General features: G+C 34.9%; 16 protein-coding genes and 3 pseudogenes. 18 read left to right on the top strand and 1 reads right to left on the bottom strand.

Going from position 1 to position 22,850, the window contains the following annotated elements:
• Nucleotides 1–20: 20 nt before the first annotated feature.
• From LC087_RS04705 to LC087_RS04675, 7 genes and pseudogenes are all read left to right on the top strand, one after another.
• Nucleotides 21–488, top strand: coding sequence for a hypothetical protein (locus LC087_RS04705; RefSeq protein WP_226538267.1), 468 nt, complete (start codon nucleotides 21–23; stop codon nucleotides 486–488).
• A 310-nt stretch (nucleotides 489–798) separates the two neighbouring features.
• Nucleotides 799–2,331 (top strand): tRNA (N6-isopentenyl adenosine(37)-C2)-methylthiotransferase MiaB, encoded by a 1,533-nt coding sequence (miaB, locus tag LC087_RS04700; protein WP_226538266.1) that lies wholly within the window; start codon nucleotides 799–801, stop codon nucleotides 2,329–2,331.
• Between the two features lie 3 nt (nucleotides 2,332–2,334).
• Nucleotides 2,335–2,766 carry a YlbF/YmcA family competence regulator gene (locus LC087_RS04695; RefSeq protein WP_226538265.1) on the top strand — a complete coding sequence of 144 codons (432 nt, stop codon included), beginning with the start codon at nucleotides 2,335–2,337 and terminating at the stop codon, nucleotides 2,764–2,766.
• Nucleotides 2,767–2,979: 213 nt separating this feature from the next.
• Nucleotides 2,980–3,522, top strand: coding sequence for an outer spore coat protein CotE (locus LC087_RS04690; RefSeq protein WP_226538264.1), 543 nt, complete (start codon nucleotides 2,980–2,982; stop codon nucleotides 3,520–3,522).
• Between the two features lie 166 nt (nucleotides 3,523–3,688).
• Nucleotides 3,689–6,243 (top strand): annotated as a pseudogene (mutS, locus tag LC087_RS04685) (DNA mismatch repair protein MutS).
• A gap of 21 nt (nucleotides 6,244–6,264) precedes the next feature.
• Nucleotides 6,265–8,129: pseudogene (mutL, locus tag LC087_RS04680) on the top strand (DNA mismatch repair endonuclease MutL).
• 98 nt (nucleotides 8,130–8,227) lie between these two features.
• Complete coding sequence (locus LC087_RS04675; RefSeq protein WP_226538261.1) at nucleotides 8,228–8,416, top strand: hypothetical protein; 189 nt, start codon at nucleotides 8,228–8,230, stop codon at nucleotides 8,414–8,416.
• 96 nt (nucleotides 8,417–8,512) lie between these two features.
• Here the strand turns inward: LC087_RS04675 and LC087_RS04670 are convergent, their stop codons facing one another.
• Nucleotides 8,513–10,084 (bottom strand): hypothetical protein, encoded by a 1,572-nt coding sequence (locus LC087_RS04670; protein WP_226538260.1) that lies wholly within the window; start codon nucleotides 10,082–10,084, stop codon nucleotides 8,513–8,515.
• Nucleotides 10,085–10,693: 609 nt separating this feature from the next.
• On the opposite strand from LC087_RS04670, the gene LC087_RS04665 reads away from it, so the two are divergent.
• From LC087_RS04665 to LC087_RS04615, 11 genes and pseudogenes are all read left to right on the top strand, one after another.
• Entirely contained in the window at nucleotides 10,694–11,041 is a 348-nt protein-coding gene (locus LC087_RS04665; protein ID WP_226538259.1) for a YmaF family protein, read from the top strand.
• A gap of 108 nt (nucleotides 11,042–11,149) precedes the next feature.
• Nucleotides 11,150–11,602 carry a dUTP diphosphatase gene (locus tag LC087_RS04660; RefSeq protein WP_226538258.1) on the top strand — a complete coding sequence of 151 codons (453 nt, stop codon included), beginning with the start codon at nucleotides 11,150–11,152 and terminating at the stop codon, nucleotides 11,600–11,602.
• Between the two features lie 95 nt (nucleotides 11,603–11,697).
• Nucleotides 11,698–12,654, top strand: coding sequence for a tRNA (adenosine(37)-N6)-dimethylallyltransferase MiaA (miaA, locus tag LC087_RS04655; RefSeq protein ID WP_226538257.1), 957 nt, complete (start codon nucleotides 11,698–11,700; stop codon nucleotides 12,652–12,654).
• A gap of 30 nt (nucleotides 12,655–12,684) precedes the next feature.
• The gene (hfq, locus tag LC087_RS04650) at nucleotides 12,685–12,909 is read left to right on the top strand and encodes an RNA chaperone Hfq (RefSeq protein ID WP_226538256.1); all 225 of its coding nucleotides are present in this window, start codon (nucleotides 12,685–12,687) and stop codon (nucleotides 12,907–12,909) included.
• A 329-nt stretch (nucleotides 12,910–13,238) separates the two neighbouring features.
• Nucleotides 13,239–14,174 (top strand): stage V sporulation protein K, encoded by a 936-nt coding sequence (gene spoVK, locus LC087_RS04645; protein ID WP_226538255.1) that lies wholly within the window; start codon nucleotides 13,239–13,241, stop codon nucleotides 14,172–14,174.
• A 365-nt stretch (nucleotides 14,175–14,539) separates the two neighbouring features.
• Nucleotides 14,540–15,796: a GTPase HflX gene (hflX, locus tag LC087_RS04640; RefSeq protein WP_306020152.1), complete on the top strand. Its 1,257-nt coding sequence runs from the start codon at nucleotides 14,540–14,542 to the stop codon at nucleotides 15,794–15,796.
• A 13-nt stretch (nucleotides 15,797–15,809) separates the two neighbouring features.
• Nucleotides 15,810–17,066 carry a methionine gamma-lyase family protein gene (locus LC087_RS04635; protein ID WP_226538253.1) on the top strand — a complete coding sequence of 419 codons (1,257 nt, stop codon included), beginning with the start codon at nucleotides 15,810–15,812 and terminating at the stop codon, nucleotides 17,064–17,066.
• A 166-nt stretch (nucleotides 17,067–17,232) separates the two neighbouring features.
• A complete protein-coding gene (gene spoIIP, locus LC087_RS04630) occupies nucleotides 17,233–18,348 on the top strand; it encodes a stage II sporulation protein P (protein ID WP_226538252.1) in 1,116 nt (371 codons plus the stop codon).
• A gap of 244 nt (nucleotides 18,349–18,592) precedes the next feature.
• Nucleotides 18,593–18,979: a MerR family transcriptional regulator gene (locus tag LC087_RS04625; RefSeq protein WP_226538251.1), complete on the top strand. Its 387-nt coding sequence runs from the start codon at nucleotides 18,593–18,595 to the stop codon at nucleotides 18,977–18,979.
• Nucleotides 18,980–19,008: 29 nt separating this feature from the next.
• Nucleotides 19,009–20,342, top strand: a pseudogene (gene glnA / locus LC087_RS04620) (type I glutamate--ammonia ligase).
• 1,426 nt (nucleotides 20,343–21,768) lie between these two features.
• Nucleotides 21,769–22,749, top strand: a complete 981-nt coding sequence (locus LC087_RS04615) for a nucleotidyltransferase family protein (RefSeq protein WP_226538249.1) — start codon at nucleotides 21,769–21,771, stop codon at nucleotides 22,747–22,749.
• Nucleotides 22,750–22,850: the final 101 nt, after the last annotated feature.

Below are 22,850 nucleotides of genomic sequence, written 5' to 3'. Positions count from 1 at the left end.
ATTAATATGGAGGTTAAAGGATGAAAGAAAATCAATATGAAAGAGACCTTATTCAACTATGTAAAGAACGAATGACATCAATAATTGCCCCTAATATTATCATTTGTTTAGACCAATTAAGTGATAATGATTTATGGAAAGCTCCTCCTAATCAATATTCTATTGGATCAATTGTTCTACATTGTCTTGAAGAAATCAAACTTCATACGTTACAACTTCATAACCCACATACTCATTATAAAAGTTTAGAAAACTACTTTCCTGTGAAAAATCTCTCAGCTAAAAGATTGTCCTCTACTTATGCTACAGTAGTTATGAATTGGAATGATACAGTAAGTAAGCTTAAGAGCGAACAAACACCTATTGATGAACAGAGGTTAGTATCGTTACTTTTTGAACTTAATTATTACACTGGCAAAATAGTTGATCGATCCAAACAATTATCAACAAAAATGATTGTGACGAAAAAACAACTGTCACAATCTTAAGCTCATTCTTTATGAATGGGTTTTTTTCGTACAATATTGCTAGGTAGTAAAATCTATCACTTTTTACACTTATAATGCTACACATAGTTTGAAAAATAAAATCGAAACATATAGATTCTTGATTTCTAAAAATGATCCTCTTCCTTCTTTAAATAATAAGTTTTTATTTGATCAGTTAGTGACAATGATGGCCCTATTATTGTATTATCGCCACATTCCTTATATACTAGAGGATGTTCGAAATCCGTAAGTGAAGTTGTGTACTTGTGATTGGAAAGAACAACTGGGGTTTTTTGAAAGGAGAATAACCATGAACGAAGAACAAAGAAAACAACAACAAACGGCTGTTAAATCACCGGACAAAAAATCCGTTAAAGATTACAGCAAGTATTTTGATACAACGTATGTACCTCCTTCTTTAAAAGAAGCAAAGAAAAGGGGAAAAGAAGAGGTTGCTTACCAAGAGAACTTCCAAATTTCAGAGCAGTATCGTGGTCTAGGAACAGGGAAAAAGTTTTACATTCGCACGTATGGCTGTCAAATGAACGAACATGATACAGAAGTCATGGCAGGGATTTTTACTGCTTTAGGTTTCGAACATACGGATTCAGTAGACGACGCAAATGTGATCTTGCTCAATACGTGTGCCATTAGGGAAAATGCGGAAAACAAAGTGTTTGGTGAACTTGGTCATTTTAAAGCATTAAAAAGAGAGCGTCCAGATTTATTATTAGGGGTTTGTGGCTGTATGTCGCAAGAAGAGTCTGTCGTGTCCAAAATTTTAAAAACGTATCAGCACGTGGATATGATTTTTGGTACACACAATATTCACCGTTTACCAGAAATTTTAGATAATGCCTATAAGTCTAAAGAAATGGTAGTTGAGGTATGGTCTAAAGAAGGCGATGTCATTGAAAACCTTCCTCGTAAAAGAAAAGGAAATATAAAAGCTTGGGTTAATATCATGTACGGGTGTGATAAATTTTGCACGTACTGTATCGTTCCTTACACGAGAGGGAAAGAAAGAAGCCGAAGACCTGAAGATATTATTCAAGAGGTTCGTCACCTAGCTGCTCAAGGATATAAAGAAGTGACGCTCCTTGGGCAAAATGTGAATGCGTATGGAAAAGATTTTAAAGATATGGAATATGGGTTAGGTCACTTAATGGATGAACTTCGCAAAATTGATATTCCAAGGATTCGCTTTACAACAAGTCATCCTAGAGATTTCGACGACCATCTGATTGACGTATTAGCAAAAGGCGGAAATTTACTGGACCATATTCATTTACCCGTTCAATCTGGAAGTTCAGAGTGCTTAAAGATTATGGCTCGTAAATATACGAGAGAGCATTATTTAGAACTTGTTCGTAAAATAAAAGAGGCGATTCCAAATGCTTCTTTAACAACAGATATTATCGTCGGCTTTCCAAATGAAACTGACGAACAATTTGAAGAAACAATATCGCTTTATAAAGAAGTAGGTTTTGATAGTGCCTACACGTTTATTTATTCACCTCGCGAAGGAACTCCGGCTGCCAAAATGAAAGATAATGTTCCAATGAATGTGAAAAAACAACGCCTTCAACGCTTAAACGCACTAGTGAATGAAACTTCTGCACAAAAAATGAAGGAATATGACGGAAAAATTGTTAACGTATTAGTTGAAGGAGAAAGTAAAAACAATCCGGATGTTTTAGCTGGATATACTGAAAAAAATAAGCTAGTCAATTTCAAAGGTCCAAAAACTTCTATCGGACAAATTGTTAAAGTGAAAATAACAGAAACGAAAACATGGTCCTTAAATGGAGAAATGATTGAGGAAGAAATCGGGGTGGAATAATTTATGAGTCATTATACAAAAGACGATATTATTACCAAGGCACAGGAACTAGCTCAAGTTATTTCTGAGATGGAGCAAGTTGACATCTTTAAAAAGGCGGAAGCGAAATTAAATGAAAATCAAAAAGTTCGCGAAAAAATAGCAAGTATTAAAAGCTTGCAAAAACAAGCGGTCAATTTTCAACATTATGGGAAAACTGAAGCGTTAAAGCAGGTAGAAGCGAAAATTGATAAGATTTACGAAGAGTTAGATGAAATTCCGATCATCCAAGAGTTCAAGGAGTCACAAGTAGAAGTAAATGAATTACTACAACTTGTCTCCAATACGATCTCTAATCATGTGACTAAAGAAATCATCAAGTCTACTGATGGAGACTTATTAAGAGGAGAAACGGGTTCGAAAGTAAAAAATTCTTTCGGTAGATCTTGTTCATAAAAGAAAATGATAGTAAAAAAGAAGCGATGATTTATAAAATCGTTTCTTTTTTCTTTTTCTATGAATATTTTTGTACATTTTCGCCCACACGCGCATACAATAAATTATAAAGTCTTATGTATGAGTTAAGAGACGTATATAAAATTTTGGCACATATGATGATTCCCCAGCATAGGATAGAATTGAAGATTGTTTGAGGAGGGATATGCTCGTATGGCGGGAAGAGAAATTATTGCAAAGGCAGTGGTTGCAAAAGGGCGTAAATTCACACAAGCGACACATACTTTATCCCCAAGTGAAAAACCATCGAGTATTTTAGGTGGTTGGTGTATTAACCATAAATATGAAGCTGAAAAACAGGGGAAAAAAGTTGAAATTAACGGTACTTATGATTGCAATATTTGGTATTCGTTCGATGATAATACAAAAACAGAAGTCGTGACGGAGACAGTATCTTACAAAGATGTTATTAAACTAAGATATCGAGATGAAGATTATTTGGATGATGAACAGGAAGTTATCGCAAGTGTTCTTCAACAGCCTAATTGTCTAGAGGTAACAATCTCTCCAAGTGGAGAAAATATCGTTGTTCAAGTGGAAAGAGAACACCTTGTTGAATGTGTAGGAGAAACGAAATTAGTGGTAATGATCGATCCAGATGGTTTATCTGAAGAGGAAGACAACTGGGAAGACGATTTAGAAAGTGAAGTAGAAGATATCGACCCCGACTTTTTAGTAGGCGACGTCGAAGAATAATAAAAACTAGGGAGTGATTGCTTCCTAGTTTTTTATGTGGACTAATTACTGTTGCTTATATGTTATAATAAACTATACTTTGAGGAGTCTTTTAGTTTAATAAACTAAGACTCTCTTTTCATGTAAATGGAAATAGACGGATATTTTGCAGTTGGAGGATTAAAAAATGTCAGCTTACACACCAATGATACAGCAATATTTAAAAATAAAATCACAATACAAGGATGCTTTTTTATTTTTTCGTTTAGGGGACTTTTATGAAATGTTTTTTGAAGATGCATTAAAAGCTTCTCAGCTTTTAGAGATCACCTTGACGAGTAGAGATGGAGGAGGAAAGGAACGAATTCCAATGTGCGGTGTTCCTTACCATTCTTCCATGAATTACATTGAACCCTTAATAGAAGCAGGTTACAAAGTAGCAATCTGCGAGCAAGTGGAGGACCCAAAACACGCAAAAGGTGTGGTCAAAAGAGAAGTTGTGCAAATGATTACACCTGGTACACAGATGGACGGAAAAGGAATTCGTGAGAAAGAAAACAACTATATTTCTTCAATTTCTAAAGCGGATGAAGAGTATGGGTTAACCTATACCGATTTAACAACAGGGGAATCTTTTTTAACAACAGCGCTCGAAAAAGAGAGCATCATAAATGAATTATACTCAGTTGGAGCAAAAGAAGTGGTTATTGCGACTGATTTTCCAGAAGAGTTTAAAAAGCAAATATCAGGGCGATGTCAAGTGACTTTTTCTTATCAAGACCATGTAGAACAAAATGAAGAGGTTATTAGATTAACAAAACAGGCGAACAGTCAGTTAAAAGTTAAAACGTTCAGTCTCCTTTATCACTATTTAAATCATACGCAAAAAAGAGGTCTTGATCATCTTCAGCCAGTTCATTTTTATGAAATGGAAAGCTTCATGAAAATGGACATGTATTCTAGACGCAACCTAGAAATAACCGAGACGATTCGATCGAAAGGAAAGAAAGGTTCCTTACTATGGCTTCTTGACGAAACGAAAACAGCGATGGGGGGACGCATGTTAAAAAATTGGCTTGATCGTCCTTTGCTCAGTCGCATGGAAATTCAAAAACGTTTAAACATGGTAGATGCTTTACTAGAACGCTTTTTTGAACGCGAAGAATTAAGAGATCGGTTAAAAAGTGTTTATGATCTAGAAAGACTATCTGGAAGGGTTGCTTTTGGGAATGTGAATGCGCGTGATCTCGTTCAATTAAAGCATTCATTAATGCAAGTTCCTTCTATAAAAGGCTTGCTTACTTCCTTTGACAATGCAGATATACGAAACTTAGCTAATGAAATGGACCCCTGTGAAGATGTTGTTTCCATCTTAGACAAGTCTATTTTAGAAGAACCACCACTCTCCATAAAAGAAGGAAATATTATAAAAGATCAATTTCATCAGGAATTGGATCAATACCGTGATGCTAGTCGGAATGGAAAGAAGTGGATCGCTGAACTTCAACAGCAAGAGCGGGAAAAAACGGGCATTAAATCTTTAAAAATTGGATTCAACAAAGTATTTGGTTACTACATTGAAGTGACAAAAGCCAATCTGCATTTGTTAGAAGAAGGACGTTACGAACGAAAACAAACGTTAGCAAACGCAGAAAGGTATATAACGCCAGAACTAAAAGAAAAAGAGAGACTTATTTTAGATGCCGAAGATAAAATGGTTGAGCTTGAGTATCAATTATTTATCCAAATTCGCGAACAAATAAAAGAATATATCCCGAAACTTCAGCAGTTAGCGAAGCTGATTAGTGAACTGGATGTCCTTCAATGCTTTGCTGTCATCAGTGAACAAAGAAGTTATTCGAAACCAAACTTGTCTGAGGATAACGAGTTAGTCATTATAGAAGGTAGACACCCCGTTGTTGAAAAAGTCATGGATACACAAGAATATGTAAACAATGATTGCATAATGAAAGAAAATCAAAACATGCTGTTAATTACCGGACCGAATATGTCAGGGAAAAGTACGTATATGAGGCAAGTAGCCTTAACGGCGATACTAGCACAAATAGGCTGCTTTGTACCCGCAAAAGAAGCGACGTTACCAATATTTGATCAAATTTTCACGAGAATCGGAGCAGCAGACGATTTAATTTCTGGACAAAGTACGTTCATGGTTGAAATGCTTGAAGCAAAAAATGCGATCGTAAATGCGACATCCAATAGTTTAATCATTTTCGATGAAATTGGAAGAGGGACATCTACCTATGATGGGATGGCTTTAGCTCAAGCGATGCTAGAGTATATTCATAACCATATCGGTGCAAAGACGTTGTTTTCTACTCATTACCACGAATTAACGGAGCTCGATCAAGCATTAACAAACCTGCAAAATGTTCATGTGCAAGCTATTGAGGAAAATGGAAAAGTTGTTTTTCTTCATAAGATTGCCGAAGGAGCAGCGGATAAAAGTTACGGAATTCATGTCGCACAATTAGCAGAGTACCAAAATCGTTAATTGAGAGAGCCAACCATATTTTAGAGGGCTTTGAGAAGAAGGAACAAACGAAAGTGACGGCTTCTGAAAATGAGCAACTTTCATTTTTTGAAACACAATCACCAAAAAAAGTGACAACAAAAGAATCACCGATTGTAAAAGAACTAAAGACGTTAAAAGTGTTAGAAATGACACCTTTAGAAGCGTTAAATACGCTTTATGAACTTCAAAAAAAGGCAAATGAATAATAGAAGAGAGGTGTATGAAAAATGGGGAAAATTGTCCGCCTTGATACTCAGCTTTCAAATAAAATTGCCGCTGGAGAAGTGGTGGAACGACCTGCATCAGTCGTAAAGGAATTAGTGGAAAATTGTATTGATGCCAATAGTACGCAAGTGGAAGTTCATGTAGAGGAAGCAGGCTTAAACAAAATTCGTATCATTGATAATGGAGATGGAATATTACAAGAAGACTGCTTGAACGCCTTTCACCGTCATGCGACAAGTAAGATCAAAAATGAGACAGACCTCTTTAGGGTACATTCTTTAGGGTTTAGGGGCGAGGCATTACCATCCATTGCTTCTGTGTCTCACCTCGAAATGAAAACAAGTATAGGAGAGGGACCTGGAAAGAGACTCGTTCTGGAGGGCGGGCAAGTAAAGGTGAATGAAGCATGTCAAAGCCGAAAAGGGACAGATATTACAGTATCTAATCTGTTTTTTAATACACCTGCTAGATTAAAATATATGAAAACCATTCATACTGAACTTGGAAAAATTACCGATGTTGTGAATAGATTAGCTTTATCACACCCTTCTGTCTCTTTTCGTTTAACTCATAACGGAAAAAAACTGCTTCATACAAATGGGAAAGGCGATGCTCGTTCTGTATTAGCTGCTATTTACGGACTATCGATAGCGAAAAAAAATGATTCCTATTAAGGCAGAATCTCTTGATTTTACTGTTTCAGGATATATTGCTTTGCCAGAAGTGACGAGAGCTTCGAGAAATTATATTTCAACCATAGTTAATGGTCGTTTTATTAAAAATTATTCGTTAGTGAAGGCTGTTCAGCAAGGTTATCATACTCTTTTACCAATTGGTCGTTTTCCGATCGTTTTACTTGAAGTCAAGATGGATCCTCTTTTAGTGGATGTCAATGTCCATCCAGCAAAGCTAGAGGTAAGGTTTAGTAAAGAAGAGGAATTAACTCAATTAATCACGCAAGGAATTAAAGAAGCTTTACAAAAACAACAATTGATTCCTTCCGTTTCTTTTCAAAGCAAAGGGAAAGAAACAAAACCTGAGCAACAATCAATAACGTTCCGAGAGCAAAGAGTGCATAAAGAAAGAGAAGAGTATAAAACTAAACAAAATCCATATTTTGTGAAAGATCAAGAAGAAGAAGAAATAGAAAGTAAACAGTTTTTTGAAAATAATAGGATAAAAGAGATAGAGGTTGAAGAAGCATCAGATGTTGAACCATATGATGAACAAATAATCGAAGAACATACTGCTGAAGAAAGAGTAGACGAGCATAAAAAAGCGAACCGAATTCCGACGCTTTATCCGATCGGCCAAATGCATGGAACTTATATTCTAGGCTCAAAATGAACAGGGCCTCTATATTATTGATCAGCACGCAGCCCAAGAAAGAATTAAATATGAGTACTACCGTGAGAAGGTTGGAGAAGTGACGGATGATCTTCAACAATTACTAGTCCCATTAACACTTGATTTTTCAAATGATGAAACATTGATCATTGAAGAAAATATGGATTTGCTTCAACAAGTGGGTATCTATATAGAACCATTTGGTCAGAACAGCTTTATTGTGACGGCACATCCTACTTGGTTTCCCACAGGGGAAGAAAAAGAAACGATTGAAGAGATTATTCAACAAGTAATTGAAGATCGAAAGATAAGCATCAAAAAACTAAGAGAAGAAGCGGCCATTATGATGAGTTGTAAAGGTTCCATTAAAGCCAATCGCCATTTACGAAATGATGAAATTGAGGCTTTACTTGAAAGTTTACGCACGTCGATTGACCCTTTCACCTGCCCGCACGGAAGACCGATCATTATTCATTATTCAACATATGAAATGGAAAAAATGTTTAAAAGGGTTATGTGAAAAAGAAAAGCGTAAGTGCCAGTTAAGCGGAGGATCTATTAACTACTGCCACGTCCTGTGGTAAACATAGGTCCACCTCCGTCCTGGAGGTGTCTCCGTTGACTTATCATAGAGGTAATGGAACACATCTAAAAAACGCCCACGTCATGTGGGCAACGATAATGCTAGCACGTCGTGTTCTTCAAAAGCAACACCAGTCGCTGGGCGCAGGAGCTAGACAAAAAAGAAAACCGTATGCGCCCGTTAAGCGACACAGTATTAAGAAGAAAGTTCAAATAGAAAATTAATGTGTGGTATAAAATAAAATAAATATAAAAAAGTCCTTTTATTCTATATATGTTCTAAATAAATCTTGTTTTAAATAAACAAAAACAGGACATGATTTAAAGGGAAGTAATATTTTGAGGATTTGTTCCTACAGTTACCGTTTCTGTAACAACATTGGTATTTCCATCGATAACGGATACATTACCGGATCCTCCGTTAACTACATATATTTGATTTAAATCCTCTATAACTGTTATTCCGGTTGGACTATCTCCAACAGAAATGGTTGTTGTAACTACATTTAAGTTTCCGTCGATGACTGATACACAAGCGTCATCACTATTGGTTACATAGACTGAATTGGTTATTTCATTAACAGCGATCCCTATAGGAGTGAAAAATCCCGTTAAAGTATTTGTTACAACAAATAATGAACCATCAATAATAGAGACAGAGTCTGAAGCAAGATTAGGAACATAGATAAGGTTTGTCATTTCATTTATCGCTAATCCACGTGGAACATTACCCACTGTCACAGTAGCTGTGACAACAAAGTTATTGTTACCATCAATGATGGATACGTTCTGAGAAGAGTTATTAGAAACATAAATTAAGTTTCTCGTTTCCGTTTCATCTACTGCAAGTCCTGTTGGCCCATCACCAACTTCTATTGTATCCATAATAATATTTGTAGAGCCATCAATGATTGTTACATTCGTACTACCCCGATTTGCCAAATATATAAGATTATCCATTGTGTTTACAGCAACCCCAAAACGTTGAACACTATTTCCAGCCGTGATGGTGTTTATGATTAAATTTGTCGAGGCATCAATTACGGAAAGAACACTTAAATCATTATTATAGGTATATACCAAACTTGTTACTGAATTTGCGTCAATTCCAGTAAGGATACTAAAACCTGTTATTGTATCGACAACGGAATTTAGATCAGTATCAATGACCGAGACACTACTCATGAAAGGTACTTGATTTGGGACATACAATTCAGATTTACATTGTAATTCCGCAACACCAACGGATTGCACATTTTGTCCATTGACGGTGGCACTTGCAGAAATAGCCGCATTCGTTGCAGGCTTTGACGATGACACAATGACATTTGTTTCATAATTACCATTCATATCCGTTGTAGCAGGATTAGGAACGAAGGTTACCCCAGATGTATTAGCCGAAAAACTAACGTCCACCCCAGCTTGCGAGACGTTATTTAATGTTAAGTTCCCCGAGATTGGTGCTCCACAATCAATTGTTTCTGGTAAAAATAAATTGAGCTGTGGTGTAACAGGATAGTTGATATCTTGTAAAATTTCCGGGCTCGACACGAGGAGACGTATAAATTGAATAAACTCACTGCCATTGAATGCTGTGACGGTTGGTTGAACGGCTGTTGCAGTGATGGTATCACTTCGATTGCTTAAATTGACTTCTACCTCGACTAAGAAGGAGGTTAACGAAGCGGCACTATACAAGACACTTTCAACACTACCTGCACTAACTGTAAAGGAGTTTGATTGATTAAGAGACTCAGGTGAACCACTCTCATCAAAAAATCTAACGGTTACAGTCGCGCTATTGGCTGGGTCTGTATTGCGAACACGAACTTCAATGTTAGTTAAGCTTAAGCTTGTATTATCAATAGGACCCGAAGTAAAAAAGATTGACATTTTATACTTACATCCTTTTCACATTTTCTTATATGTTATGTAAGTGGCTCATAATGTGTTCGGATGAATGCGGATTTTTAGCATAATTAAGTACACAATTTTGAGTTCGAAAAATATAAGTAGTAGATTGGGGGGGAATAAAAAGATATGCACTCATTTCCAAACCATCTAGAGTTGAAAATTAAGGAGGAGTTCCTTTTTAGATAGTACGTCAAAACTGAACTATATCGTCTCATGTGGGCTTATTTTCATAAGCACTTTTTAAAAGACAAAACACTGAATCCTTTATTGAGATTATGGAGTACGTGAAGGAAGAATACATATGAAAGATTATTTTACAAAGGTTCATTTTTCAGTTCATATTAAATAGTGTTCTAAATATTCAATACAGAACCACGCTTGAATAAATGAATGCCACCAATATTATTTACATAATCTTATTATAATAAACGAAAATACTTGGAATAGTGATTAAGTTAAACTATGTTCTAAATGAAAAATATAAAGATGTACTAATAAAGAAAGATCAACGCAAATATACTTTAATTAAGGTTAAAGTAGTTAGCTACTTCTTAAAAAGCTAATTATCAATATCGGAGAGTGATCGTTATGACATCGATTCATCACCATTACTTTGAAAATCAAACTCAAACTTCTTTGAGCCATATTCATTTGGTGCAAGTTTTTACTTTTCCTGTTATAGGGGGGATTGGTGATGGTCATACTCATCGTATAAAAGGAGTTACATCCATTGATAATGAACATTATCATCGTTTCAATTTCGTGACTGGTCCGCCAATTGAACTAGCTGGAGGAGGACATTATCATCTCGTTCAAGGTGGTACTTTTTTAAATGTTTTTCTCCCATATCAACACTCCCTCACTGGAGATATTTACGAAAGAAATGATCACGTTCATGTAATATCAGGTGTCACTACAGAAAATCTACCTGGATAAATAGTTTATCATTTAACTTAAGTATCTTTTACCATGGTATTAAAAACAAATATGGTATGATGGATTTAATTAAAAGTATAAAGAATAGCATGGAAAGGGTTGCTTTTTTTGAACAACAATACTCAAACAACTTTACCAATAAAAATCAAATATTTTGATAACGAGCTCCCAAAAGTAAAGAAAATAAAAACGGGGGATTGGATTGATTTAAGAGCGGCAGAAACAATTGAGTTTCAACAATTTGATTTTAAATTGATTCCTCTTGGTGTCGCAATGGAATGTCCCTTAGGTTATGAAGCGAATGTTGTTCCAAGATCAAGTACGTTTAAACATTTTGGAATCATACAAACGAATCATTTTGGTGTTATAGATGAGTCTTACTGTGGCGATAATGATCAATGGTTTTTTCCTGCACTGGCTATAAGGGAAACTAAGGTTGAAAAGGGAGATCGTATATGTCAATTTAGAATCAACCGAAAAATGCCGGAAATTGAATTTATTGAAGTGGATCATTTAGAAAATAAAGATCGTGGTGGACATGGCTCAACAGGACTGAACTAAATAACGTTGAATGTCTTTTCATTTAGAAACATGATACTATATAATAGGTTGTCAATACACTCATAAAACTTAAATAAAGGAAAGAGGGGTGTGAATTGGATCATTCCAAACAAAAGCTAGTTGTCATCATTGGACCGACAGCTGTAGGTAAAACAAGTTTAAGCATACAATTAGCAAAACATTTTCATGGTGAGATTATTAGCGGAGACTCTATGCAAATATATAAAAAAATGAATATAGGTACAGCCAAAATTAAACCGACTGAAATGGAAGGAGTCCCACATCACCTCATTGATATAAAAGAGCCTGATGAAAGCTTTTCAGTAGCAGAATTTCAAAAGGAAACAAGATCATTAATAGAGGATATTTCAGCTAAGGGTCACTTGCCAATGATAGTTGGAGGTACAGGTCTATACATACAATCTGTCGTTTACGATTATCAATTTTCTTCTGCTCCGTCAGATAAGAAATACAGAGAAGATCTAGAAAACAGGGCAACCGAAGAAGGGAATAACACTCTTTATGAAGAGCTAAAACAAATTGACCCCATTGCAGCGAGTAATATTCATGTAAATAATCTTCGCCGTATCATAAGAGGGTTGGAGATCTATCATTGCACTGGTTTAACCATGACTGATTACATAAAATCACAAGATCAAGAACTATTGTACGATGTCACTATTATTGGATTAACGATGGAAAGAGAGAGTCTTTATAAAAGGATTGACTGTCGAGTGGATTTGATGATGAGAGACGGCTTGTTAGAAGAGGTGGAGAGCTTGTATAAAGATGGATATCAAGAGTGCCAATCTATGAAAGCAATAGGATACAAAGAATTTTTCCCTTTTTTTTCGGGTGAGTCCTCTTTAGATGAAGTCATTGAAGAGTTAAAACGAAATTCAAGAAGGTATGCAAAACGTCAGTTAACATGGTTTAGAAATAAAATGCCTGTTACTTGGTTTGATATGACACCTCCTATCAATCAAGTAGAAAAGCAAAAAGAAATTTTCAGATATTTAGCAGGAGAATTAAATTTATCAACGAATAACTAGCTTATAGACAATAGAGGAGGACGAATAGAAATGAAGCAATCAATCAACATTCAAGATCAATTTTTAAATCAATTACGCAAGGAAGGAAATTTTGTAACGGTTTTCCTTCTAAACGGATTTCAATTAAGAGGGCAAGTAAAAGGATTCGATAATTTTACTGTTTTATTAGAAACCGATGGAAAACAACAACTTATTTTTAAACATGCTATTTCAACCTTTGCACCACAAAAAAATGTTTCGTTAGAACTTGAATAACGTTCAAGAGCAACATCATGTTTATAAACCATAACCTTAAAGATGGCGATCGCCATCTTTTTTTGGTCTATATATAGTTTTATATCAATATGATAATAGAGATGCTCAAATATTTCTTGGGAAAGCGCAAAAACCGTCAGGATTCTATCTAAACAAACAGATATTCGTCGAAATATTTAAAATTTTAAGGCCGGATTGAGTCCTTACATTATAGTTATTAGCAATAGGATATTGCTTTTCAATGGTGTGTTTCTCTATGCAAAATAGGCATTTGTCACAAAAACATCAATTGTTGCGTATAGTAGGAACAGGATGAGAGGTGATAAAGCTTGGATGAACCTATAACGTATAAAAGTAAAGGGCAAATTAATATTGTGATTAATGGGCATAAACAAAATACTTATGAAGAATTAACGTCATATGATGCTGTCCCTTCTACTGTCCAGGACAGCCATAGCATATTAAAAGAGATTGAAAAAGAGATGTCTAGTCTTGTGGGCATGGAACAAATGAAAGAAACAATGAAAGAAATTTATGCATGGATTTATGTGAATCAAAAAAGACAAGAACAAGGACTAAAAGCTGAAAAACAAGCGTTGCATATGCTTTTTAAAGGAAACCCAGGCACAGGGAAAACAACGGTCGCGAGATTAATTGGAAAGCTTTTTTATAAAATGGAAGTACTTTCAAAGGGGCATCTCATTGAGGCGGAACGTGCAGATTTAGTTGGAGAGTATATTGGGCACACAGCCCAAAAAACGAGAGATTTAATTAGAAAATCACTAGGCGGGATCTTGTTTATAGATGAAGCCTATTCATTGGCTAGGGGTGGAGAAAAGGATTTTGGGAAAGAGGCCATTGATACGTTAGTAAAGCATATGGAAGATCACAAAGATGAATTTGTGCTTATTTTAGCAGGCTACTCAAGGGAAATGGAATACTTTTTATCTCTAAATCCTGGTCTCCATTCTCGATTTCCATTAGTGGTTGATTTTCCAGATTATACAGTAAATCAATTGCTTGAAATAGCGAGGACCATGTTGGATGAGCGAGAATATATCTTTCATAAAGAAGCAGAATGGAAATTAAAAGCACATTTATTAGTCGTTAAAGAAAAGCTACCACCCGCCAAGTTCAGTAATGGACGTTACGTTCGCAATATTATTGAGAAGTCCATTAGGAAACAAGCGCTTAGGTTACTTTCTAAACAAAAGCATGAATACCGTGATTTAATGACTATTCATAGTGAAGATATTGCTTTTTAAAGAAGGGAGTGGACATTTTGTCTGCTCCTTTACCTCTTAATTTAAATAAAATGACATCTCGCATCCCTTTATTATCTGAAATATTAATTTTAATCTATTGATACTATGGGTGTTTATCTTATTTAGATGTTTAATGTTAAATGGAAAAATGAACATTTTGGATTATTTTCTAGTTATTTTATATAAAATCATCTATGCAAAGGAAAATATTTGTTTATAAGATCTTGTTATATCAAGCTTTAAAAATAAACTAAAATGTTTGGATAGGGTGCGAAATCTGAGATATAAAATGGTCTCAACTGCATATTTTTGATATGATACTGTCACTAAGGAAATTTACTAAGAGATAAAGGTAGGGTGAAAATTTGAATCAAGAACAAAGAGAACAAGTGGTCATTGTTGGTTGCCATTTTGATCAAGACGATGAAAACCAATTTACATATTCTATGGAGGAATTAGCATCCTTAACAAAAACAGCACAAGGTGAGGTCGTTGCATCTTTAATTCAAAAAAGAGAGAAACGTGATCCTGCCACTTATATTGGGAAGGGAAAAGTGATAGAGCTAAAAAATTTAACAGAAGAGGTTCAAGCTGATGTTGTTGTTTTTAACGATGAGCTGTCTCCTAGTCAAGTACGAAATTTAACGGAAGAAATCAACTGTAAAATTATTGACCGCACTCAACTTATTTTAGATATTTTCGCTAGCCGAGCTCAATCTAAAGAAGGAAAACTTCAAGTAGAACTTGCTCAATTGCAATACATTTTACCCCGCTTATCAGGCATAGGTATTAACTTGTCTCGACAAGGAGGAGGTATCGGAACGAGAGGGCCTGGGGAGACTCAATTAGAAACAGATCGTCGTTATATCCGGAAACGAATTCATGATATTAAAAAACAGCTTTCGGTTATTGTCAATCATCGAATACGCTATCGGGAACGCAGAAAGAAAAATAAAGCATACCAACTTGCCTTAGTTGGATACACAAATGCTGGAAAAAGTACGCTATTTAATCAATTAACGAAAGCAGCGAGTTTTGAAGAGAATTTGCTGTTCGCAACATTAGATCCCATGACAAAGACAATGAAGTTACCTTCTAACTATCAGCTCTTAGTAACAGATACAGTTGGGTTCATACAAGATTTACCGACTACTCTTGTTGCTGCTTTTAGGTCAACATTAGAAGAAGCAAAAGAAGCTGATATGATTGTACATGTGGTTGATAGATCAAACCCAAACTATCAAGGACATGAAAAGACCGTTTCCTCCGTTTTAAAAGAACTTGAAATGGATGACATTCCGATTGTAACGATCTATAATAAGAAAGATCAAGTGAATGATTTATTTGTTCCGAATCATAATGATCCATACATCCACATTTCTTCATTTGATAGACAAGATATAGACCGTTTACTCCACTTTCTGAAAGAAGAGATTTTGAAGGAAATGATCACCTTTGAAGTCTTTATCCCTTCTTCTGAAGGAAGAGTCATTTCTCAATTCAAAAAAGAAGCGATCATAGAGGACTTAACGTTTGATGAAAATAGAAATGAATACAAAATAAAAGGAAATGTACGAAAAGACCATCCAATTAACGGTACCATTGAGTTTTATAAAAGATAGAAAGGAAATCGTTATGTTTGAAACATTGCAACACGGAGAGGAAATAAAACAACTAGTAGAAAAAATAGAGGATCATATTATTCCTTACCAAAAAAAGATTGATCAAATGATAGAAACGAATCAATATCGAGTGCTACAAAGTTTCCAAAATCATAAAGTGAGCGATTCTCACTTTATCCCTACAACGGGCTATGGTTATGATGACTTAGGTAGAGATTTATTAGAAGAGATTTATGCAGATGTTTTTGGTGGAGAACTAGGACTTGTCAGACCACAAATCATTTCTGGTACACATGCCATTTCAATTGCTTTATTCGGGGTATTAAGACCTGGAGATGAAATCTTATACATAACAGGGAAACCATATGATACGTTAGAAGAGATTGTTGGCGTTAGGGGAGATGGCGTTGGATCATTAAAGGACTTTCAAATTGGGTACAAAGCAGTTGATTTAAATGTGGATGGCTCGATTGATTTTCCTGCTGTTAAAGTAAACATCACAAATAAAACAAAAGTCATCGGAATTCAACGGTCAAGAGGGTATGCGTCCCGTCCGTCCTTTTCAATTGCTCAAATAAAAGAAATGATAGAGTTTGTTAAATCAATAAAGGAAGATGTCATTGTCTTTGTTGATAACTGTTATGGAGAATTTGTTGAAGATAAAGAACCTTGTCATGTCGGTGCAGATCTAATGGCTGGGTCATTAATTAAAAATCCTGGTGGAGGATTAGCAAAAACAGGTGGATATCTTGTTGGAAAAAAAGCTTTTGTAGAAGCTTGTTCTTATCGAATGACATCACCTGGGATTGGCCGAGAAGCTGGTGCTTCTTTATATTCTCTTCAAGATATGTATCAAGGCTTTTTTATGGCTCCACATACAGTCGGACAATCGATAAAAGGCTCCCTTTTTATGGCGAGTATGCTAGAGGAATTAGGAATAAAGACGAATCCTCATTGGCAAGACAAACGGACGGATTTAATTCAACAAGTTCAATTTGATGATCCCAAAAAAATGATTGCCTTTTGTCAAGCTATTCAAAAAGCTTCACCAGTCAATTCTCACGTCACCCCTTACGCAAGCTATATGCCAGGCTATGAAGACGATGTTATTATGGCTGCTGGAACCTTTATACAAGGGGCAAGTATTGAGCTATCGGCAGATGGGCCACTGAGGCCACCATATACTGTTTATGTTCAAGGGGGCTTAACTTACTCTCATGTAAAAATAGCGACCTGCAAAGCAATTGATGAAATTTGGGGGTTATTATAAGAATAGTGAGAACTTACGTGAAGGACAGAGTTTGACTACAGAATATTAAGAACGCGGTCTAATTTATACACTATATTTCTAACACAAGCTATTTCTTTATAGCTTGTGTTTTTTCATTCTACTTCTTAAAAACTAGAATATGATAGTTGTAGAAGGAGGGATAATAGTGCGATCAACGAAAGAACCTATTATCATCATTAATTTAAGTAGAATATTTTTTATGAATTTGTTTATCTTTGTATTAATTTCCCTTGTAACGTTAACATCAGTGAAATTTTCATCGAACTTTTTTATGTCAGAAATTATCCCTATCGAACTTTATAAGTCTGCCATACATAACGAAAACCGTTCGTTAATAAGTAAAAATGATTTAGATGAGATATCCATTTCTAGGTCTGCTTTTCAAATAGCGACAAATGTAAAGCCAGGTGATATACGTACATTTTTAGGAAGAGAGCTGCCTGGTTTTAAAATGTTTGATACGACCATTCATGTGGCTGGGGAAGGAACAAACTTTACAACGATTCCTAGTGAATTTCATGAATCCCCTCCACCCATAGAAGATTTATTAGAGGAAAGAGAGATTGCAGATGAAATTGAGGAAGAAGAGGAGAAGCCAGTGCAAGAAGTTGCTGGACCAGCGAACATTTATATCTATCATTCTCATAGTTATGAATCCTACTATCCCCTTCTTAAAGACTCAAAAAGTCCTAATAGTACTAATCCGAAAGCAAATATCATTGCTGTAGGTGCAGAGTTTAAAAATCAACTTGCGAATAAAGGGATTAAGGCTGAACACAATGATACAGACGTGACAGCAGGATTAAAAGAAAGAGGATGGAATTATAGAAATGCATACCAATATTCTAAAGAAGTAGTCGTATCGGCTATGCAATCAAATGAAAACCTAGATTATTTAATTGATATTCACAGGGACGCTTTGAGAAAAAAGGATACAACAAAAACGATAAATGGAAAGAGTTATGCAAGATTAATGTTCGTTGTAGGTGCCGGACATAGTAACTTTGAAAAAAACTTGGAGCTGGCTAAAAAGTTAAATAAATTAATAGAAGAAAAATATCCTGGTTTAAGTAGAGGAGTTATTTCAAAAAATAAGTCAACAGGAAATGGAATTTACAATCAAGATTTATCGGAAAGAGCTCTATTAATAGAAGTAGGTGGAGTGGACAATAATATGGATGAACTTAGGAATTGTATCGAGGCTTTTACGGATGTTTTTAGTGAATATTATTGGGAAACAAGAGATGCAGAAGAAAGTTAAGAAAAGTTAACAAGGAAAACATTTATGAACGTTTTTTCATATTGTTTTATGGACACAAAGATAGCTAAGACTATTCTAAAATGGATTCTTACAAGAAAAAAAGCACTCTTTGTGTTGGAGAGAGATGTATTTTTTGATTTTATAGTTCATGTTAGTTTTCCTAACATTTTATTGACTGATAATCTAACATGAATTATAATGATAGTAACTTCAAAGATTGACACTAGAAGGAGGAGTAACTTCGATGAACGATTTTGAAAGAAGATCGATGCCGTTATTTCAGATGGGAACTGTCATGAAGTTAACGGAATTAACTGCTAGGCAAATCCGCTATTACGAAGAAAATGGATTAGTTACTCCACATCGTACAGAAGGAAAGCGCAGATTATTTTCTTTCAATGATGTTGACAAACTTTTAGAAATTAAAACCTTAATTGAACAAGGGATTAATTTAGCTGGCATCAAGGAAATATACACATTAAAAGAGAATCGTGCTGAACAAGCAAGAGAAAAAAGTCCAGAACTATCAAATGCAGAACTGAGAAAATTATTAAGAGAAGAACTAATCAATGGCGATCGCCTTCGTCGATCTAGCTTACGACAAGGAGATATGTCAAGGTTCTTCCATTAATTTTAAATTTTTTAGGAGGAGTTAAAGGAATGGCTAAGTATACAAAAGAAGATATTGTGGGGTTAGTGAAAGAGGAGAACGTTAAGTATATTCGATTGCAGTTTACGGATATTTTAGGAACGATTAAAAATGTTGAAATACCTGTTAGTCAACTTGAAAAAGCGTTAGATAATAAGATGATGTTTGACGGTTCTTCCATTGAAGGTTTTGTTAGAATTGAAGAATCAGATATGTACTTATATCCTGACTTAGATACTTTCGTCATCTTCCCTTGGACATCTGAAAAAGGAAAAGTTGCTCGTTTTATATGCGATATCTATAATCCAGATGGAACCCCTTTCTTAGGAGATCCTCGTAATAACTTGAAACGTATTTTAAACGAAATGGAAGAATTAGGATTCACTGATTTCAATTTAGGACCAGAACCTGAATTTTTCCTATTCAAACTAGATGAGAAAGGAAAGCCATCTTTAGAGCTAAATGACGAAGGAGGATATTTTGACTTACTCCTACAGACTTAGGAGAAAACTGTCGTCGCGATATTGTTCTTGAACTTGAAGAGATGGGCTTTGAAATTGAAGCTTCTCACCATGAAGTAGCACCTGGTCAGCATGAAATTGACTTTAAATATGCAAGTGCAATAAAAGCTTGTGATGATATCCAAACCTTTAAGTTAGTAGTAAAAACAATTGCTCGTAAGCATGGCTTGCATGCAACGTTTATGCCTAAACCATTATATGGTGTGAATGGGTCAGGAATGCACAGCAACTTATCCCTTTTTAAAGATGGAGAAAATACTTTCTTTAATCCAAATGGAGACTTGAAGCTAAGCGAAACAGCTCGCCATTTTATTGCGGGAATTGTCAAGCATGCGACTAGCTTTACAGCTGTCACAAATCCTACAGTAAACTCTTATAAGCGGCTTGTTCCTGGATATGAAGCTCCATGTTATGTTGCGTGGTCTGCTCGTAATAGAAGTCCACTAATTCGTATTCCAGCTTCTAGAGGAATGAGTACAAGAGTTGAGGTTCGAAGTGTGGATCCTTCTGCGAACCCATATTTAGCAATGAGTGTTCTTTTAGCAGCAGGACTGGACGGAATTAAAAATAAATTATCAGCTCCAGCACCAATTGATCGAAACATTTATGTCATGTCTAAGCAAGAAAGAATTGAGAACGGAATCGTTGATTTACCAGCAACACTAGCAGACGCAATTGAAGAATTCAAATCTAATGAAGTAATGGTAAAAGCGTTAGGTGACCACCTATTCGAACACTTTGTAGAGGCAAAAGAAATTGAGTGGGATATGTTCCGCACGCAAGTTCACCCATGGGAACGTGATCAATACATGTCAAGCTATTAATCTATTAACCCCTTGAGGCATAAGGTATCGAGGGGTTTAAATTTGTGGGGAGTGTAATCCATAATAAAAAGGTATAAAAAAACAACCGACAAAAACACCCACAAAAAAATTGGGTGGTTATTCTGACACTCTACTTATAGAAGTATCGCCCTTAGAGCGTCTATTGTATATTGACCGTGGGTGTTACAGCACCTGTGGTCTTTTTTATTCTATGCTTGTCCTAAGATCATTATAACTGATTTGCAAAATAAAATGGACGCCTTGAGGGGCGTTTTTTTATTTGTGTTGATTAGTAATTTTTATAATATCATTTTTGTATACATTTATATTATGGACATTATCGATCTTGTGAGTAGTTCTTTCTTCGTCATTTAGTTGAATGTACTTATTATTTTCATTATTAAAACCTAATCGGCAAATACATTTTCTTATACTATCATCAATTAAGACCTCTAATTGAGTGGAAAATAATATAAATATTACCATGTAAAATGAAATGACAGGTACCCTATACAACTAAAAGCTCTTTTATAATTTTTTAATGTCTTCTCATTTGGTTGCTTGATCATAAACATGGGGTTCGGTATTACATAACAAATGGAATGAAGAGGTAAAGGGTGAAAATTTTAAAAAATGAGGTAACTTAACAGCAACCGCTATAAACGAAGGAACAGTGAAGGAACAGAATAAAGTAATAGAGGTTGTTTAAAAAGTCCTAAAAAAATGTCGGTTGAATAACTTTGTTGGTTTGCTTTTCCGCTCCTCAGACGCACACGATGTGCTAGCGCAGGCGTTAGCTCTCGCGACGTAGTTGTACTTAGCCTGTGATCCTTAAGGAGACCGCCTCGTTCTTGTCTAGCTTCAGCCCTTACACCGGAGACGCCTAAAGGATTTAGGTGGATCTACGTTAGTTACAGGACGTGACTGTTCTTAGTAGATCTTCAGAAATAGTTAAACATTTTGTGAAGGTAAAAAACACCTTCACAAAATGTTCTCCTTATGCTTGTCAGGTGTGAACAAAGGGCTTCAGCTTTTTTTTCAGCGTTCATTTTTCCCTACTTTTTAAACACGCACTAATAAAACAAAATACTTATAGCACAACACATTGTACTATGTTCAAAAATATTATCTTATATTTTTAGAATAAGTAGTATTAGAAACAATTTAAACTCATATCCATGATAAAAAAGAAGTTTTGTACATCCATTCTTTGTCTTAAACCGACTTTTTCAGTTTAAGAAATGTATGAATTCAGAAGTGATGTCAATGAAGAATATCATTGTCCTTAGAAAAATTAAGACTTTTAAATAAAAGAAGTAAAAATAAAGGTTGTCAGACATACATTAATAAAAGATGTCCAAATCGACTTTTTCAATTAGAAATAATATCGAAAAGATGTTAAAAATTCTTTAATAGGGTGATATAGATGGATTTACAACAATATTTAAAGGCTTCTCAAATAAACATGAGTGACGAAGTGTTGGCTGATATAAAAGTTAATTGGAATGAGTTATCGAAAATATGTGATGATTACATGGATAAAAGGGGTGATTTATACGCCGCTGGTCATCTTCTTACAGAAAAATTAAAAGCTGCACCTTGCGCAAATATTGTACATTTTCGGACTGTAAATTCTAGTACTCTTTTAGATAAGGTTGTACAAAAAGTAAAAAAGAAGCAGGAAGTGATTAATAAAGAGAATTACTTAAGTAAAATGACCGACCTTATCGAAATTAAAATGCTACACCTTTATAAACAGGATTGGAAAAAAATCAATCAGTTTATAAAAGGAGAAATTAATAAAGATGTCACTGCCATAGCCTATATAAATAAAGAAAATGGATTAAAAAGTTTATATGAATCTGAAGAATGTGAAATAAAACATCACCCTAATGGTTATCAATTTGTTCAGTATCAGATTGAAATAAAGCCATTCAATCACATATACACAGCAAATGTGCAAGTTAGGACTCTCTTTGAAGAAGCTTGGAGTCAAGTGGATCTTGATTTTAACTATCCTGTTCAAGTAAATAACCGACTTGCAAACAGTTATATAAAATACATTAATCGTCTGGCAGAAATAGCAGATGAAATGAGTTCCTCTCTTAACTATTTAAGGACTGAATTTGATGGATTCGCTGAAAGACAAGAAGCTAAACAAAAGGAAAAAGAAGCAAATGTTCTGTTGTTGAAAGAAAAAATTAATAAGTTAGAAATTGAAACAAATAAAAAGAATGAAATGAGTGAATTGGTAGACTATATTAATCAGGAACAAACTGAATACAACGATGATTTTAAACTAATTTCAAATAGTTTTTCTACTACTTCATTAGATGAAATCTATAAGAATATGTATAAAGGTTCTAGAAACAATATACCAACCCCACCGCAAAGTATTAGAAAATGATGAATAAGAGGATTTATATCATAATAAAGAGGAAGATTCATAATAAATAAAATCACTTCAGTAGTTAAGTCTGGTGTCAACCAACATAGTTGACACCTCTC

This window comes from Bacillus carboniphilus, assembly GCF_020524035.2.
Lineage (GTDB): Bacteria > Bacillota > Bacilli > Bacillales > JAIVKR01 > Bacillus_CC.
The sequence above is the reverse complement of the archived record's forward strand: the minus strand, read 5'-3'. Positions and strand labels throughout refer to the sequence as shown.